11 protein-coding genes are annotated in these 17,464 nt (G+C 73.0%); 5 read left to right on the forward strand and 6 right to left on the reverse strand.

What is annotated here, in order from left to right:
• Positions 1–43: 43 nt before the first annotated feature.
• A complete protein-coding gene (locus tag ACZ9QC_RS38850; RefSeq protein WP_472917393.1) occupies positions 44–421 on the forward strand; it encodes a hypothetical protein in 378 nt (125 codons plus the stop codon).
• Here ACZ9QC_RS38850 and ACZ9QC_RS38855 read toward each other — a convergent pair.
• Complete coding sequence (locus tag ACZ9QC_RS38855) at positions 365–1,762, reverse strand: phospholipase (RefSeq protein WP_472917394.1); 1,398 nt, start codon at positions 1,760–1,762, stop codon at positions 365–367. The two genes, ACZ9QC_RS38850 and ACZ9QC_RS38855, sit on opposite strands and share 57 nt — an antisense overlap.
• A 228-nt stretch (positions 1,763–1,990) precedes the next feature.
• Between ACZ9QC_RS38855 and ACZ9QC_RS38860 the strand changes: the two genes are divergently transcribed.
• A complete protein-coding gene (locus ACZ9QC_RS38860; RefSeq protein ID WP_472917395.1) occupies positions 1,991–2,935 on the forward strand; it encodes a peptidoglycan-binding domain-containing protein in 945 nt (314 codons plus the stop codon).
• Between the two features lie 92 nt (positions 2,936–3,027).
• Here the strand turns inward: ACZ9QC_RS38860 and ACZ9QC_RS38865 are convergent, their stop codons facing one another.
• The 3 genes from ACZ9QC_RS38865 to ACZ9QC_RS38875 form a co-directional block, all read right to left on the reverse strand.
• Complete coding sequence (locus ACZ9QC_RS38865) at positions 3,028–6,612, reverse strand: tetratricopeptide repeat protein (protein ID WP_472917396.1); 3,585 nt, start codon at positions 6,610–6,612, stop codon at positions 3,028–3,030.
• A 207-nt stretch (positions 6,613–6,819) separates the two neighbouring features.
• The gene (locus ACZ9QC_RS38870) at positions 6,820–7,953 is read right to left on the reverse strand and encodes a family 2 encapsulin nanocompartment cargo protein terpene cyclase (protein ID WP_472917397.1); all 1,134 of its coding nucleotides are present in this window, start codon (positions 7,951–7,953) and stop codon (positions 6,820–6,822) included.
• The gene (locus ACZ9QC_RS38875; protein ID WP_472917398.1) at positions 7,950–9,377 is read right to left on the reverse strand and encodes a family 2B encapsulin nanocompartment shell protein; all 1,428 of its coding nucleotides are present in this window, start codon (positions 9,375–9,377) and stop codon (positions 7,950–7,952) included. Before ACZ9QC_RS38875 ends, ACZ9QC_RS38870 begins: the two co-directional genes overlap by 4 nt.
• Before the next feature lie 731 nt (positions 9,378–10,108).
• On the opposite strand from ACZ9QC_RS38875, the gene ACZ9QC_RS38880 reads away from it, so the two are divergent.
• Positions 10,109–10,972, forward strand: coding sequence for a fructosamine kinase family protein (locus ACZ9QC_RS38880; RefSeq protein WP_472917399.1), 864 nt, complete (start codon positions 10,109–10,111; stop codon positions 10,970–10,972).
• Between the two features lie 169 nt (positions 10,973–11,141).
• Here the strand turns inward: ACZ9QC_RS38880 and ACZ9QC_RS38885 are convergent, their stop codons facing one another.
• Both ACZ9QC_RS38885 and ACZ9QC_RS38890 read right to left on the reverse strand, forming a co-directional pair.
• Positions 11,142–13,313, reverse strand: a complete 2,172-nt coding sequence (locus ACZ9QC_RS38885) for a TerD family protein (RefSeq protein WP_472917400.1) — start codon at positions 13,311–13,313, stop codon at positions 11,142–11,144.
• Positions 13,314–13,460: 147 nt separating this feature from the next.
• Positions 13,461–14,078, reverse strand: coding sequence for a TetR/AcrR family transcriptional regulator (locus ACZ9QC_RS38890; RefSeq protein WP_472917401.1), 618 nt, complete (start codon positions 14,076–14,078; stop codon positions 13,461–13,463).
• A 145-nt stretch (positions 14,079–14,223) separates the two neighbouring features.
• Between ACZ9QC_RS38890 and ACZ9QC_RS38895 the strand changes: the two genes are divergently transcribed.
• Positions 14,224–15,705, forward strand: a complete 1,482-nt coding sequence (locus ACZ9QC_RS38895; RefSeq protein ID WP_472917402.1) for an APC family permease — start codon at positions 14,224–14,226, stop codon at positions 15,703–15,705.
• A 75-nt stretch (positions 15,706–15,780) separates the two neighbouring features.
• Positions 15,781–17,352: an amidohydrolase gene (locus ACZ9QC_RS38900; protein WP_472917403.1), complete on the forward strand. Its 1,572-nt coding sequence runs from the start codon at positions 15,781–15,783 to the stop codon at positions 17,350–17,352.
• Positions 17,353–17,464 lie beyond the last annotated feature (112 nt).

A 17,464-nucleotide genomic window follows, 5' to 3' on the forward strand; every position in this document is an offset into this window, starting at 1 on the left:
TGGTCCGATACGGGACGCCCCGTCCCGGTGATGCACTGGCGTCATGGACACGCACACCTCGCGCCCGCGCCCCCTCCGCCAGGTCACCGCCACGGCCACCGCCACCGGTTCGGCCCTCGCGGTGGTGCTGTTGCCGCTGGTGGTCGGCGCGTTGGTGGCGCGGTCGGCCGGCGCCGACCCGATGGCGTCGGTCAACGCCCTGATCGCGGGCGGCGGGGAGCGGGCGAAGCTCTCCCGGAACCATCTGCCCGTACTGCGGAACATGCGTTCGGTGCCCCGCAGGGTGGGCGCGCGGTGGGCGGGGCGACGCCCGGCGACGGACGGTCCGGCGGGCTGTCCGCCGGTCCGCCCGTCGGGGCGGCGGCTACTGCCCGGCCGTGAGGACGTAGGTGTTCAGGTTCCCGACGGTCGTCAGCGGTGACGGTGAACCCAGCTCGTAGCGGTCCACAGCGAGGTAGTTGGGCTTCTTGCGCGCGGCCGGGGTGCAGAAGTTCTGCGCCCGGTTGCCCAGCTTGGCGTTGTCCGTCTCCGTCGTACCGCCGATCGTGTAGTCGCGGAAGTGGTTCATCACGAACAGCGGGTGGAAGGCGGCGGAGTCCGTGGTGAGCGGTCTGGCGGTGCCCCAGCGGCTGTAGCAGGACCAGTCGGAGCCGCCGAGCCCGCCGCCCATGGACCAGTAGTTCTCGACGGTCCACTCGCGCTGGTACATCACCCCGAACGTGTCGCGGGTGACGTAGCCGGCGGAGGTGTCGCTCGCGCGGGTGCGGTCGCTGAAGATCAGCAGCTGCTTGCCCCGGGCCGCGAGGTCCGCCATCCTCGGCCAGCCGCTCGTCGCCACACCCTCCTGGTCCGGCCGGTACAGCACGTCGGACAGGCCGTTCACGGAAGCCAGCGACGATTTCAGCACGTCCGAGGAGGTGTAGTCCTCCACGAAGACGGTGACGAACTGACCCGGGTTGGCCTTGAGGAAAGTGACCATGCGCTGGAGGCCGGTGGCGAGCGGCACCGGGTTGCTCACCCCGTCACAGCTGTTGTGGCAGAGCATCGCCTGCCCGGACACGGTGTACGCGTCCAGCATGAACCCCCTCACCCCGTCGGTGAGTTGGCGGCTCACACCCCGCGCCTGGTTCGGGAACAGGCTGACGGGGAACGACGCGAAGTTCCCGTCGGCCCCGTTCGCGTAGGCGTTGTGCGAGGTGAGGAACGAGACCTGGTCGAGCGTGCGGGTGTCGGTGGAGGGCATGGGCGACGTCGCGTAGGACACCGGTGTGAGGTGCCAGCGGGCGTAGGAGCCGTTCGGCCCGACCTGCACGAGGGCGGCGTCGGAGGACGCGCCCGTCAGGTACTGCGAGGTCCCCGGCACACCGATGGTGTACGTGCTGTTCGCGGCCTCGGTGACCGTCCACGTGGTGCCGTCCGCGCCGCAGGTCGCGGTCACCGCGGAGGTGCCGCCGCGTCCGAGGCAGATCCCCGACTGGTCGGTGCTGCGCAGTTGGTGGCCCCCGGTGACCGCGACGGGCGTCCACTGCTGGTGGTCCTCGTTGCCCTTGGGGTTGTGCGCGGCGACCGTACCGCCGGAGGCCGCCGCGTTCAGGCCGGTGACGGAGTTCTGCAGGTACACCGCGTACGTGGGGGCGGCCGCGGCGGCGGGGCCCGAGAACGCGACGGGCACGCCCAGGGCGAGCGCGGCGGCCGCGCAGAGGGCGCGGGCGCGGACACGAGGGCGGGAACGAGGACGGCGACGGGGACGGGTCTGACTCACGGGGTTCCTTCCGCTGCGGGCACGCGGGGTTGATGTCAGAGGCATGACACACCGAGGAGCGGGTCGCGCACCAGTCCCGACGCATGAAGTCCTCATGAGCGCGAACGCGCCGTTGTGTGGCGGGACTTGAGTCAGCGTCGCCACCTGGTTCGTGTTTCAATCAAGTCTTGGCGATTCCGTGGAGAAGATCTGTTTAAATTCTGAAACCCGTTCGAAGAGAGACCACGCGTGAGTGAACCGACAGCCCCTGTCTGCCCGCAGTGCGGAACGCCCCGGGCGGCGGACGGCACCCCGGCCTGTTCCTGCGGCCGCCTCGCGTCGGAAGCTCATCGGGACGTGCGCGCGGCACAGGCCGAGGCCGCCGAGGACTTCGACCCGGTGCGCATACGCCCGTTCGTACAGGTCGGCGACGACGACGGCGAGCCGCACGGCACACCGCCCTCGGCCGAGGAGCTGTTTCCCACCGCCGAAGAGGCCGCGCCGGCCGCGGCCGACGTTCCGACTCCGGACGACCACGTTGATGCTGACGTGGACGTGGACGTGGACGCACAGCGCTCGGACGGGCGGGAGCCGGGTGGTCGGCGGCGTCGTCGGGTGGCGCTGGCCGCCGGGGTGGGCGCCGCCGCGGCCGCCGTCCTGGTGACCGGCGGGATCATCGGCGGCCTCTTCTCCTACGAGGCACCGTCGCGGGACGGCTCGGACCCCGACGACATGAGGGCCGGCATCCCGGACGCGGCGGCCGCCCAGGAGGCGTCGCGGTCGGCGACCCCGTCCCCCACGGGCTCCACGGCGTCCCCGTCCGGCACCGCGTCCACCTCGCCCGGGGCGACCCCGACCACGACCGCGACCGAGGCGACGCCCGGCCCGTCGGCCACCCTGACCAGGGACCCCTCGGGAGGCGACGCCACGCTGACGGCGGCCCCCTCGCCCACCGTCCCCGACGGGCCGCCTCCCGTCCTCGGTCTCGGCGACCGGGGCGCGGAGGTCACCGAACTCCAGCTCCGTCTCCGCCAGGTCGGCCTGTACAACGGAGACGCCGACGGCGACTACGACCGTGGGGTCCAGAACGCGGTCCGCGGCTACCAGCTGACGCGCGTCCTCCTGAAGGACGAGTCGGGCGTGTACGGCGAGGCCACCCGCGCCTCCCTCGAATCCGAGACCACGGAACCGTGACCCCCACGCCCCACGCCCACCCCCCACGTGAGCCGTGAGCCGTGAGCCGGGCGTCCGGCCCGTCGCTCGCCTGAGTGCCGTACCGCCCGCCCTCACGGGGACGCGGTGGTGAGGTGGCGGCGGGCCTGGTCCGCGGCGTCGCTGTGGGGGAACTGCTCGGCGATCTGCTGCCAGATGTCGCGGGCGCGGTCGACGCCCTCGGGGTCGTCGCGCGCCTCGAGGGCCAGGGCCAGGTGCGCCCACTGACGGGCATGACCACCGGAGTGCTCGACGGCGTCCTGGAGGAGGTCGACGGCCTCCTCCAGGCGCCCCTGCCGGTAGGCGACCCAACCGCAGGCGTCCTCGCACAGGGCCATCCGACCGGGCTCCAGCACCTGCCGCGCACTCTTCAGGGCACCCTCCGCCAGGAACCGTGCCTCGTCCAGCCGGATGCCCTGCTCCGCGTAGAACATCGCGAGCCGCGCGGTGAGCGTGACCAGCGCGGCCCGCAGCGGAGGTTCCTCGTCCGTGCCGTGGAACGCCTCCAGCCGGGCCGCGCAGGCGTCCTGCGCCTCGATCAGCTCCTGCTCCACCTCCCACGGCTGCTCCCGCCCGGCGATCAGATGGGCGATCAGCTCGTGGTGCCGGCCCGCCCCCGACCGGCTCGCGGTGTCACCGATCGAGCGCAGCGCGACGACCGCGTCGTCCGAGCGGCCCAGCAGATCGAGGACGTCGGCCAGCTCCTCGTGCATCCGGGCCTCCAGATCCGCGCTCAGGGACGCCTCCAGCGTGGCGTCGACCAACTCCTCCCGGGCCCGCTCCAGCAGTCCGGCGCGCTCGTCGCCCTGCGTGGTCTCCGCCCGTCGCCGATGGGTGACGGCCAGTTCGAGGCGCGCCAGGTCCCGCTGCTCGCCGGCCGGGAGCAGCTCGATCAGCCGCAGCAGGGTCTGCTCCGCCAGGTCGTACTGGGCTCGCTGGTCGCGGTACAGCCGCGCCAGGGTGAACCGTGGATACGCGTACAGCGGCGCCAGCTTCAGCGCGTCCCGGCAGTCCCGCACGGCGTCGCTCGCCCGCCCCTGCCGTACGTACACCGCCGCCCGCCCCGCGAGGGCCCGCGCCCTGGTGGGCAGGTCCGGCGGTTCGGCGGACAGTTCCGTCAGCCGTTCCTGGCCCCGGCGCCCCGAGCGGTAGCGCGGGCACACGGTCTTCGGCGGCCGGTCGAGAACGGCGTCGTACTGCGCGACGGCCCGCCGGTAGCTCTCCGCGGCCGACTTCGCGTGCTCGGCGTCGGACAGCGAGTCGCCGAGGGCCGCGTGCGCGTCGCCGAGGTCGACGTTCCACTGCGGCGGTGCCTCCAGCCCGGCCGGCAGGCCCTCGCGGACCGCGCGGGTCAACTCCTCGACCGCCGCCGCCCAGTGGCGACGCTGACGGTCGGAGGGCCGGATCAGTCCGGCGAGCGCTCCCTGCAACAGCCCGATCTCCCGCGCGGCCAGGGATACCTCGGGCGCGGACGTGCCCGGCGCGGCCCGCAGCGACTCGATCTCGGCCAGGGCCTCCCGCAGCCCGCCTTCGTCGAAGTGCTGCTGCGCCTCCCGGGCATGGGCCCAGGCGCGCGCCCAGCGCAGGGTGAAGGGCATCTTCCGGGCCGGCGCCTCCGCACCTGCCGACCGCGCGGATCCGTCGGCGTGGTCGTCGTCCTCGGCGGCGCCGTACGGCGACGGCCAGTACGCGTTCACGATCCGGCGTACGTCCTCGCGGCCGGGTTCGAGGGCCAACGCCATGCCCGCGAGGCCCCGGGCGGCGAACTGGTTCCCCCTCCAGAACATCTGGTTGACGGCGAGCAGCAGCCAGGCCTCGGCGTCGTCGGGGTGCTGGTGGGCGGCGACGGTGAACAGGGCGGTCGCCAGCGCCCGTGTGCCACCGGCCTCCGGTGATCCGGCCGCGAACAGCCCGACGTCCCGCACCGCCACATGGTGGTTCTGCGGGTCCCGCTGGATCGCCTCCAGACACGCGAAGAGCGCGCCCTCACGGTTGTGCCGCTGCAGCATGCGCCCCCGCAGCGCGTGCAGTTCGGCCATGTCGGGCGCCCAGCGGATGGCCGTACGGATGTACCGGTCGGCCTTGCGGCGGGCCCGGCGCCCCGACCGGTCGCAGGCTTCCCCGGCGAGCCGGAACCAGCACTCGGACCGCATCGCGACGACGTGGGCGATCCGCTCGGTCAACGGCCGTACCGCCAACTCGTCGCCGTCCAGGACCAGTCGGCGGGCCCGTTCGTCGACCAGGTCCTGCTCGGTGCGGCGGAAGTGCCGCAGCGCCTCGCGCACCTTGGCGTCGGCCGGACCCGTCCCGGTGCCGGTCGGCCCCGATCCGGCGTGGACCCCGCCCGACTCGACGGGCTGCCTCCGCTCGGCGTCCTGGCGCAGCAGGGTCACCCCGAGCCAGTACGAGGCGAGCGCGGCGTCCATGGGGTGACCGTCGGCGGCCTGGCCCAGGGCGCTGCGGGCCGACTGGGCCGCCTGGTCGAGGAGTTCGGCGCGCTTCGGTGCCTCGACGTCCGGGTGCTCGGCCTGTTCGAGCGCGGCTCTGGCGAGCTGGATACGGGCGGGGGCGAGGGTCGGGTCGAGGGTGACGGCCTTCTGCCACATCAGCGTGGCCGCGCTGCGCACCACGGCCGAGGCCCGGAGCCCGATGTCGGTGCGGATGCGCCGCTGCTCCCGGTAGACCAGCCCGAGGTTGTGGTACGCGGCGGCGTAGCCGGGGCTGTGCGAGAGCGCCGCGCGGAAGTGCTCCTCCGCCGCGTCGAGATGGTGCAGCAGCCCCTCGCGCTGGAACCGCTGGTAGCTCTCCAGACCGTCCACCAGGCGTTGGAAGCTGTCGACGTCCGCTCCCGACTCCGAGGCGCCGGGCCGGTCCAGTTCGATGCGGTGGGCCAACTCCCGGGCGAGGACGGCGCTGGCCCGGCGTATGTCGGCGTCGGCGGGGACGTCCGTCTGCGCCGACCAGGTGCGGGCGTCGTGGCCGGACTGGGAGGCGACGACCCGCAGCACCCCGTCGGTCTCCACCAGCGAACCCTGCAGGGTCCGACCGAAGGCGCGCTCCACGAGCGTGAGCACCGTGCCGACCTGGAGCTGCAACGGGCCCAGGGCGACCGTCCCGATCTCGGTCGTGTTGATGTCCCCGTGCAGCCCGGTCGTCGCGACACCGGACTTGAACGGCACCCGCGCCGACGACCGCAGCACCATCTCGCCCCGCTCACCCGCCGGGTTGAGCACGTCGGCGGGTGTGATGAACGGTTCCTGTCTGACCAGCTCGGAGATCCGCTCGATCTCGCTGTGCAGCAGTTCGGCGAAGCCCGCCGCGACCTTGTCGAGCTCTCCCACGTCGTCCCCGGCGACGAGGTTCTTGAAGGAGAGGATCCGCACCGGTCGGGAGCGCCGACGGCTGACCGCCAGCAGCACGAGCACGACGGCCAGGACGAGCGCGATCCACTCCAGCGTGGACCACTGCGCGGAGACGTCCTGGATGACACCCGTCACGGCGAGGACGATCAGCGCGGCGGCCAGCGGCACGAAGGCAGAATTGGCGGTGAGCGCGGTTCTGAGGAGCACGGCGATCCGCCGTGCCCGACGCGCCCCGGCCGGCGGCCACGACCACGCGACACGGCCGGTCTCCCGGACGAGATGCTTGAGCGAGGGCATGACGTCGCGCCCTTCTGCCGCGCCCCCTGTCCGTCAAGGCCCCTCCTCGTTCCAGCGTGCGCCCGGAACCACCCGGCGGCAATTCAGCCCCCGGGGGCCGTTGCCCACGCCCCTTCGGGGGCGCGGGGCTCAGGGGTGCGGGGAACTGCGCGAACGGGCCCGGGGCGGAGCCCCGAGGCTGTGACGGGTGTCGGCCGACCCGGCGCGCTACCAGTAGTCGGGCAGGGCGTAGCGCTCGGTGTGGGTGGCGTGCCACTCGTGGTTGCCGGCCATCCACGCGGCGAGCCCGGTGACGTAGCGCGCGATCGGCGGGGAGGTCCCGGACAGTGCCGCGGACTCCTCCTCGAACGCCTCCATGATCCGGTTGTGGATCTCGACGGCCTCCAGATAGGCCGCCTTCAGCCCGCACCGCTCGTTCGCGGCGATGACGACGGGCAGATTGAGATGGCCCGGGTCGTTCGACAACTCCTTGGTGAAGGAGTACAGGTCGTTGACGATGGTGGCCGCGTTCCCGGCCAGCGCGGTGATCCGCTGGACCTCGGGCCGGGCGTACAGGCTCTCCGGCAACTCCCAGCCGTCCACGGCGTCGACCACCGACAGACAGGGCCGGAAGTTGTTGAACTGCCGCATCACCAGGTACTCCCAGACCTGCGGCATATGGTTCGTCTCGGCCCAGGCCGCCTCACCGAGGTAGCCCAGATGCAGCCGGGCGAGGTCGTGGACGAGCCGGTCGGTCTGGCTGGGCGTGGCCAGGGCGGCGTAGTCCCGCAGCGCGAAGTGGTACGACCGCAGCGGACCGTCGGCCCGTACGCCCCGCGCCCACCGCTCCTGCGTCTCCGGGGTGGCGTGCAGCGGGTCGAGTGCCGACTGGGCCATCAGCAGCCGGCCCCCGAGGCCGCGCGGCGAGCCGCCCTTGCCCTCGTCGACCTCGCAGTAGACGTTGTCGACCAGATGCTCGGCGAGCAGCAGCTTCCCGGCGGCGGCGAGGTGTTCGAGACCGGCTCCGCCCGGATGCGCCAGCACGATCGCCCGGCCCAGACCGAAACGCTCGAACTGCCCCCGCCACTCCCGGGGGAACAGGTCGAGGCGCTCCGCCCACTCCTCCAGCCGGCGGTCCACCTCCGCCGCCCGCACCGGATCGGCGGGCACGGCCGGCCGGTACCGCAGCCCGGGGATCGCCCCCGACCGCCGGGCCTGCCGCGCACGCGCGGGACTCGGCGGCTTCGGCAGCTGCGTGCGCGCGGGACTCGCTTGCCCCGGCAGCCGCGTGCCGACGGTGCTCGGCGGCTCCGGGGCCATGCCGGGGGAGGGCGGCGCCACGGCCCTTGACGGCTCGTTCATTCCGGCATCCACCCGATCTGCACGTTCTCCAGGATCCCGGCCGCGTCGGGCACCAGGACGGCCATCGAGTAGTAGGCGGTGACCAGATAGCTCATGATCGCGGTGGTGTCGACGCCCATGAAACGCACGTTCAGCGAGGGCTCGTACTCCTCGGGGATGCCCGTCTGGTGCAGCCCGACGACGCCCTGGTCCTTCTCGCCCGTGCGCAGTGCGATGATGCTCGTGGTGTGCTGCGGGGTGATCGGGATCTTGCTGCACGGGAGGAGCGGCACCCCGCGCCACGCCGGCATCTCGTGCCCCTCGACGTTCACCGTCCCGGGGACCAGGCCGCGCCGGTTGCACTGCCGGAAGAACGCCGCGATCGCCTTCGGATGGGCCAGGTAGAGGCGGGTCCTGCGGCGCATGGACAGCAGTTCGTCCATGTCGTCGGGGGTCGGCGGCCCGGAGAACGTGCTGATGCGCTGGCCGTAGTCGATGTTGTGCAGCAGCCCGAACTCACGGTTGTTGACCAGTTCCCACTCCTGGCGTTCGCGGATCTCCTCGATGGTCAGGCGGAGTTGCTGCTCCGTCTGGTTCATCGGGTGGTTGTACAGGTCCGCGACCCGGGTGTGGACCCGCAACACGGTCTGGGTGAGGGAGAGTTCGTACTCGCGGGGCGCGAGATCGTAGTCGACGAAGCCGCCCGGCAGCGTCAACTCGCCCACATGCCCCGCCTCCAGGGGCACATCGGCCTCGCCCTTGCGGTTCATGGGCTTGCGCTGCCGCTCGACGAACGCCTCGAACTGCGCCGCCAGCGACGGCGTGCGCTCCACGAACGCCATCAGCACGTCCCAGTTGAGCGCCAGCACCACCCCGGCGGTCTCGGCCCGGACCGAGCTGAGCCACAGCGGATCGGCGTGTCCGATGGCCTCGTCGCCCAGCCCGTCGCCGTCGCTGATGACGCCGAGGACCTCTTCCTCGCCGTACTTGCCGGTGGTGTACCGGGTGAACCTGCCGTGCACCACGAGATACGCCTCGGTCACCGGCTGCCCGGCGTCCACCAGCACCTGGCCGGCCCGCACCTCTCGCACCCGGAACCGGGCGGAGATCTCCCTGAGGGCCGGGATGTCGGAGTAGCCGCGCAGCGCCGGGAGTTCGGTCAGGGTCTCCGGGATGACCTTGACGTCGTCGGCGCCGTTCTGGTCGAACTGCACCCGTCCCCGGCCGATCCGCAGCTGAAGACGGCGGTTGACCCGGTAGGTGCCGCCCTTGACGTCCACCCACGGCAGCGTCCTGAGCAGCCAGCGCGAGGTGATGGCCTGCATCTGCGGTTCGGACTTGGTGGTCGTCGCGAGCTGCCGCGCGGCCCGGGTGCTGAGACTGGTGAAGTGCTGCTCGTCGGCGGGCTCCGGTGCGCTTTCGAAGGAGCTTACGGGGGCGGTCACATTCCCTCCCGAGAGGTGAGCGGATGTGCGTGGACGTACGGGGACGCGCCCGGACACGGGCGGGCACCGGACGCTGTGGAGACACGGGACTCGGGTGGCGCGCGTACGACGTGGTCGTGGGCGGATGCCGAGGCGGTGGACGCCGGCGAGGCGGCGAGGTGGGGCGACACGTGCGGATGGGCGGCACGTGTCGCAGGTCAAGCCAAACAGGCGGGGCGGCCGGTCGGGGACGGCGTGAAAGGGGCGACTTCGCGTCCCGGGGATGCGGAAACCACCGGCTGAGGCAGAGCATCGGCCGGTCCGCGCCCACGCGCCCCTCACCCACCTCCGACGACCGGCGCGGAGGGCGCACGAGGGTGCGTGGCAGGAGAGCGTACGACGTGGCCGCGCGGAAGGTTCGCGAAGGTGCGCCGCTCGGACGCCGGACGAGGCGGACCGACCGGAAGGGCGCGCCCCCGCCCGCACGACGAGCGGCCACCCGAAGGCGTCCCCTGATCAGCGGCGGTTCACCTGTGTCGTCATCCCGGCCGGACCCGCCACATGTACCCGGTGTCGTCGCGGCAGAGCGTCCCCGATTCGACGTACAGCCGGTGCGGCGAAATGATCGGCCGAGCCACGGAGCGTTCCGTTTGCACGTCATGACATGGGTAGGAGATGTCACCGGTGCCACACTCCGCCCCCTGCGGGATCCTGTGGAGCGCCTGAGGAGACGAGAACCGGAGGTGGTCGCCGTGAGCGAGCGCACCGCACCGAGTGCCCTCGCGGCCCGGCTCACCGGCCGCCCGGCGGCCGGCGAGCGCCGACTGTCCGGCACCCTGACCGAGGTGACCCTCGACGACGGCCGGAAGGTGCTCGTCAAACAGGGCGACGGCCCCGGCGCCGCCCGGGCCGAGGCGGCCGGACTGCGCTGGCTCGCCGAGGCGGACGAGGTCCGCGTGCCGACGGTCCACGGCCACGAGGGGAACCGCCTGGTGATCGACCTGGTGGACCAGGGGGCACCGAGTGCCGGCGCGGCGGTCCGCCTCGGCGCCGAACTGGCCGCCCTGCACGGCTCCGGCGCACCCGCCTTCGGCGCCCCACCGCCCGGCGGCCCGACGGACGCGTACATCGGACGCGCCCCCATGCGCAACGCCCCCGGCGACGACTGGCCCGCCTGGTACGCCGAGCACCGGGTCCTGCCGTATCTGCGCCGGGCGGTCGACGACCGGACGATCCGCCCCGCCGAGGCCGCACTGGTCGAGGAGGTCTGCGCACGGCTGCCCGCCCTGGCCGGCCCCGCCGAGCCACCCGCCCGGCTGCACGGCGACCTCTGGAACGGCAACGTCCTGTGGGGCGCCGACGGCCGTGCCCGGCTCATCGACCCGGCCGCGCACGGCGGTCACCGCGAGACCGACCTGGCGATGCTTGCGCTCTTCGGCTGCCCCCACCTGGGACACGTCCTGGACGGCTACCAGCGGGCGGCACCCCTCGCCGACGGCTGGCAGGACCGCGTCGGCCTCCACCAGCTCTTCCCCCTGCTGGTGCACACGGTGCTGTTCGGACGGGGCTACGCGGAACAGGCCCTGACGGTGGCGCGGGCGGCACTCGGGAAGTGAGTCACCGGTGGTCCGCCGCATCGTGCGGGCCGCACATACGCCACCGGGAGGCGCCGCACGGGCGCCTCCCGGTGGAAGCGGAGGGCGAGGAGAGCGAAGGAACTCGGTTTCATTTGGAGTGAATGAGAAGGAAGCCCCTTCATGGCCTCGCCACGGGCCACGCTAGCACTCAGCCCGGGATCAGGTCGCGCAGATTTTCGAGGGTGATGACCCGGGAGTCCGGGTGCAGCCCCTCGGGCCGTTCCAGACCGATGTACGTCACGGGCTCGTCCGGCGCCGACGAGCCGTCCCACAGGTCCATGACCGTGTCCTCACGGGTCATCAGGTCGATCAGGTACCCCACCGTCAGCTGCTCGCGCTCCACGACGGCACGCACCAGCGTCGACACCGACGCCTGGTTGTCCTCGACCCGGTTGGCGGACGAGATGCCCTTGAGATACAGGTGCAGCCACTTCGCGCGCCACCGGCCGTCCTCCCCGCGCCGGAACACCAGCGGCAGCGCCACCCGGCCGACCCCGCGCAGTTCCGACTTCATCCGCACCGTGCGCGGCTCGAACGGCCGGCCCTTCTGCTCGCGGTCGCGCACCATGAACCCGAAGAACGACTCCTCGACCTCCTCGAAGCCCTCGCCCGCGTAGATGTTGACCTGCGGGACGACGAACGTGCTGCGCACCCGGTCCAGGGCCAGCTCGATGAACTCCGAGGCCCCCTCGGGCGCCTCGGTGACATCGCCCGAGTGCCGGCCCCCGACGGAGGTGAGGGACGTGTACGACAGCCAGGAGTCGGTGCTGTAGTCGTCGTGCAGGAGCAGCGCCGACAGGTCGTAGTCGGTGCGGTGCTCGGCCTGCTTCCAGTACACGAAGAACCGCAGCCGCCCGCCGGTGACCGCAGAGACCGAACCGCGCGGCAGCACGCCGAGCCCGGCCGCCGTCGCCCGGCCGCTGAGCGGCAGCGCCACGTCCAGGACGTCGGGGTCGACCAGCAGCCGCCCGGGCACCGGGAGCCGACGCCGCAGTTCGGCGTCGAGCGCGGCGATCAGCCGGTCCCGGTCGGCGGCGGGAACGGGCGCCCGGTCGTCGGGGGAGACCCAGGCGCGGCCCCGGCGGTTGACGAAGACCCGGGGCGCGTCGCTCTCCCGCTCCCGGTTGTGGAGGTGCTCGCGGACCGACAGGACGACCCGGCCGGAGACCTCGGGCGCGACCTCCACAGCCGCGTCCAGGACCGCGTCGCGCTCCTCCTGGTCGGCGGCGACGCGCAGCAGGAGGTCCAGGGCGCGGAACAGCTTGCCAGGAGCGGACTTCAGCAGCGCCGCCGCCCCGGCGATGTCGAACTCGTCGAGCAGCTTCTCGACCCGGCTGTCGAAGGAGCGCGCCTCCTTCTCGCCCCGGGCGACGGCGAACACGTCGGCGGCGTGGGGCCAGCGGGGGTACTCGTGCGGGTGGAGGCGTTCGCCGAGCCGCTTGAACGGCTCCCGGTGCGTGTGCACATCGGCCAGCCTGGCCGGGTTCGCCGCGATCACGGCGTCGAGGCCAGCGAGCAGCGCCCGCCGCACCGGCCGCGAGAAGGACCGGAACCGGGTCGGCTCCTGGAGCGTCACGTCGCCGTCCGACAGCGCGCAGGCCAGCCGCAGCACATCGGTGACGGTGTCGAGCAGGAGGTCCGCGCCGACGGCGAGCCGTGCCTCGTTGACCACCGCCCGGTTCTCCCGCACCGGGATCCGCTCCGGCTGGGGGCCGAGCGCGCACCGCTCGGCGAGGAGTCCGAGGTCGCGCAGGTCGTCCTCGCCCAGCGGGGTCGTGCTGCCCGCCAGGGCCAGGTACAGGTCGGTGAGTTCGGCGTCCAGGTCCCGGCCGGGGTGCAGCACGGTGATCCGGTCACCGGCCGAGGCGATCAGCTCGTCCTGCGCCGCGAGCATCTCCGCGTAGGTGTGCTGGTACCGGCCGTACGTGGGGAGGCTGAGCAGGTCCAGCACCCCGTTGGCCAGCTGGGTCAGCACGCCCTCGCGCGCCTTCTCGTCGCCGAGGGCGTGCGCCACGCACCGCGTCCAGAACTCCTCGGTGCTCGGGACGTTCCTGGGGAAGTCGATGAAGTAGGAGTTGTGCCGGACGTGGTCGCCCACCATCTCGCGCACCGTGCGCAGGGTCTGCCGGGCGGTGTACAGGACCGCCGCCTCGGACAGCCCCGACAGCCTCTCCAGCAGCTCCGCCGAGAGCTTGAAGCCCACGTCCATCAACGCCGCGTCGAACTGCCGCGCGGCGGCGGTCCCGTCACCGGGGGACCCCTTGGGGGCGGGCAGGCGGTGGGTGTGCCGGACGACCAGCGATTCGAGACTCTGCGCCATTCCGGGATGATCGCAGAGGTGTACGAATCGGCGCACGGGAGTTTTCCCGGCGCGACCGCGCCCGGTACCCGTTCCGCCGCCTGTGTCTGCGCCGCGCCGGTACCTGTTCCACCGCCTGCGGGTGCGTCGTGCCCCGCGTCCGTCCCGCTACACCTGTGCGTGCGTCTCCAGCCTGCGCCGCGCGTGCGCGAGGAACCCGTCGAGGGCCAGCTCGAAGGCGGCGTCCGCGCGCCCCGCGCCCGCCGCGTCCAGCGCCCGGGCCAGGCGCGGGGTCGCCGACTCGTCGGTGATCTCCCACATGGCCAAGGGGGCGGCGAGGTCCATCGCCGAGCCGAGGACGACGTTCTCCAGGGCGACCAGCACCGGCATCACGTCCGGCAGCGGGAAGCCCGCGTCGAGCAGCAGGCCGACGGCCCGCTCGTACTGTTCGAGGGCGCGTGGGGCCCGCACCGGCGAGGTCATCAGCAGCGGGATCGCCCGCGGGTGCGCCGCGAAGGCGGCGCGGTAGGAGCGGGCCCACGCGGCGAGGGCCGTGTCCCACGGCCGCAGGTCGAGGGCGGAGACGTCGATGCCCTCCGCCACCCGCTCCCGCAGCAGCTCGACGATGCCGTCCCGGCCGTCCACATGGTGGTACACCGAGCCGGTCTGCACCCCGAGCCGCCGAGCGATCTGCGGAACGCTGAACTCGCCCTGCGCGTCGAGCAGTTCCAGCGCGGTGGTGGTGATGCGCTCCCTGTCGAGCAGGGGTGTGCGCGGCCGTCCCATGGTGTCCGTCCCCTCCGGGGTCTTCCCAGCAGTCCGAGGTGAAGGCTACATTGCGAAAACCGAAAGCCTTTAGGTTTATGGGTCAGGTCATCCCGCACGGCCCTGCTCTCCCCGTCCCGCCCGAAGTCAGAAGGGCTTTCCCCTCATGACCGTCACCCCCGACGCCACCGTCGCCGACCCGGCGGGCAACGCGGCCACCCCGGCCCCGTCCCTGCGCTCCGGCTCGCTCGGCACCACCGACATCGCCTTCTTCGTCGTCTCCGCCGCCGCCCCGCTCACCGTGATGGCCGGCGTCGCCCCGCTCGCCATCCTGATGGGCGGCATCGGCGCCCCCGTCGGCTATCTCCTCGCCGGACTCACGCTCGCCGTGTTCGCCGTCGGCTTCACCACCATGAGCCGCCACGTCCGCAGCGCCGGCGCCTTCTACGCGTACATCACCCGGGGCCTCGGCCGCCCCGTCGGCATCGGCGCCGCCCTGCTCGCACTGATCGGCTACAACGCCATGGAGATCGGCGTCTACGGCCTGCTCGGCTCCGCCACCCGGGACACCGCCCGTGCCCTGTTCGGCGCCGACATCCCCTGGCTGCCCGTCTCCCTCGTGGGCCTGCTGTTCATCGGCTGGGCGGGCTACCGCTCCATCGACTTCGGCGCCAAACTCCTGGGTGTCCTGCTGGTCGCCGAGACCGGCATCCTCGTCCTGCTCGCCGGGGGAGTCCTGGTCCAGGGCGGCGCCGACGGCCTCTCCCTGGCCTCCTTCGCCCCCGGCAACGTCATGGTCCCCGGCATGGTCGCCGTCCTGGCCTTCGCGTTCGCCGCGTTCACCGGATTCGAGTCGACCGTCATCTACCGCCGCGAGGCCCGCGACCCGGCGCGCACGGTGCCCCGCGCCACCTACCTCGCCATCTGCTTCCTCGGCCTGTTCTACGCGTTCATCGTATGGACCGTCATCCAGGCCTTCGGCGACGCCCGGGTCATCGCGACGGCCGGCGCCAACCCCGCCGACCTGTTCTTCACCGCCATCACCACCTACGTCGGCTCCTGGGCGGCCGACCTGATGCGGATCCTCATCGTCACCAGCGTCCTCGCCTCCCTCCTCGCCTTCCACAACGCCATCAACCGCTACGGCCTCGCCCTCGCCGAGGAGGGGATCCTGCCCAAGGCCCTGGCCCGCGTCCACCCGCGCCACCGCTCGCCGTACGTCGCGGGCATCGCCCAGACCGTCCTCGGCGCGATCGTCGTCCTCGCCTTCGCCGCGGCCGGCGCCGACCCGTACATGCAGCTCCTGCTGTGGGTGAACACCCCCGGAATGCTCGCCCTGATGCTGCTGCAACTGCTCGCCGCCCTCGCCGTGCCCTTCTACTTCCGGCGCGTCACCCACACCGAGGGAGCCCTGCGCACGGTCGTCGCCCCCATCGCGGCCGCGGCGCTCCTGACCGGCGCCATCGCCCTGGTCGTCACCCACCTCGACCAGTTCACGGGCGCCTCCAGCACCGTCAACACCGTCCTCGCGGTCCTCGTCCCGGCCGTCCTCGTCGTCGGTCTGGTCCTGGCCGGGTGGCTGCGCCGCGCCAGGCCGGAGGTCTACGCGCACTTCGCCGCCGAACCGCCGTCCGGCACCGGCGACTGACCACCGGCCCCGCATCCCACCGGCCCCGCACCGGCCGACCGCCGCCCCCACCCCACCACCGGAGGAGACCTCTCCATGCCCACAGCCGACCTCGTCGTCACCGGCGCCCGTGTCCGCACCCTCGACCCCGCCCGGCCCCGGGCCACGGCGGTCGCCGTACGCGACGGCCTGATCGCCGCCCTCGGTGAGGAAGCGGACGTACGGGACTGGCGCGGACCCGGCACGGACGTGGTGGACCTGGGCGGGGGCCGACTGGTGCCCGGCCTGGTGGACAGCCACAGCCACCCGGTGTGGGGCCTGGACATGGCCACCGGCATCGACCTGACGGCCGTGACGGACCTCGACGGCCTGCGGGGCGCGCTCGCCTCCGGCGAACGCGTCGACGGCTGGGTCATCGGCTACGGCCTCGACCACAACGTCTTCGCCGGCCGGACCGTCGACCGCGCCCTCGTCGAGGACGTCCTCGACGGCGCTCCCGCCTTCCTGCGCCTCTACGACGGCCACTCCGCGCTCGTCAGCGGGGCCACGCTCAAGGTCGCCGGCATCACCGGCCCGCGCGCTTTCGCACAGCGGTCGCACCTCGCCGTCGACGCCGACGGACGACTCACCGGACATCTCGTCGAGCACGCCGCGATGGCGCTGGTCGAGCCTTTCATGCCGAAGCCTTCCTACGCCGAACGCCGCGACCGGCTGCGCGAGTTGCTCCGTGCGATGGCGGCCACCGGTCTCACCGGCGCCCATGTCATGGACCTGGGCGACCTGGACCTGGTGGGTGCGCTCGCCGAGGAGTCGCCGCTGCCGCTGCGGCTGCGCTTCGCCCCCTGGTGCATGCCCGGCGCCGACACGGACGACCTCGCGGAACTCGTCGCCCTCCAGAACCGGGGCGGACGGCACTGGCGGGTCGGCGGGGTGAAGTTCTTCATGGACGGCACCGTCGAGGGCGGCACCGCATGGCTCGACCACCCCGACTGCCACGGCCAGGGCACCGACGCGTTCTGGCCCGACCCGGCGGCGTACAGCGCCGCCGTACGAGAGCTGCACCGCGCCGGGGTGCGTACGGCGACACACGCGATCGGGGACGCCGCCGTACGTCATGTCCTCGACACCGTCGCCTCGTTGGGCCCCGGCGGACGGCTCGCGCACCGGATCGAGCACATCGAGTCCGTGCCGGACGAGCTCGTCGGGCGGTTCGCCGAGGTGGGGGTCATCGCCTCGATGCAGCCGCCGCACACGGACTACACGCGGGCCGATCTGTCCGACGAGTGGTCGCTGCGGCTGGGGGAGGAGCGTGCCGCGCGGGCCTGGCGCCTGCGTGACCTGCGGGACGCGGGTGCGATCGTCGCGCTCGGGTCGGACTGGCCCATCGCCCACTACGACGCGCGGGCCGTGCTGGCGACGGCCAGGGCACCGAAGGGAGCGGCGTCGTCCGGGGCGGGGCTCACCGGGCTGCAGGCGCTGGAGGGGTGCACGCGTCACGCGGCGGTGGCCGCGGGCGAAGGCGATGTCGCCGGCCGGGTCGCCTCAGGGCTGCGGGCCGATCTGACGGCCTTGGGGGTCGACCCTGTGGAGGCACCCGCGGACGAGGTCGCCGACGCGCCCGTGCTCCTCACGGTGACCGGGGGGAATGTGGTGCACCGGGGGCTCTGAGGAAGCCGGCGGGGCGGGGCCTGCGGTCGTGTCCTGGCTGCGGGTCTTGCCCGACCGCTCGAATCGCGTCACACTGGTACCGAACGAATGGTCGGTTGGGAAGCTGGTATCG

This window comes from Streptomyces sp. HUAS MS02, from assembly GCF_055702265.1.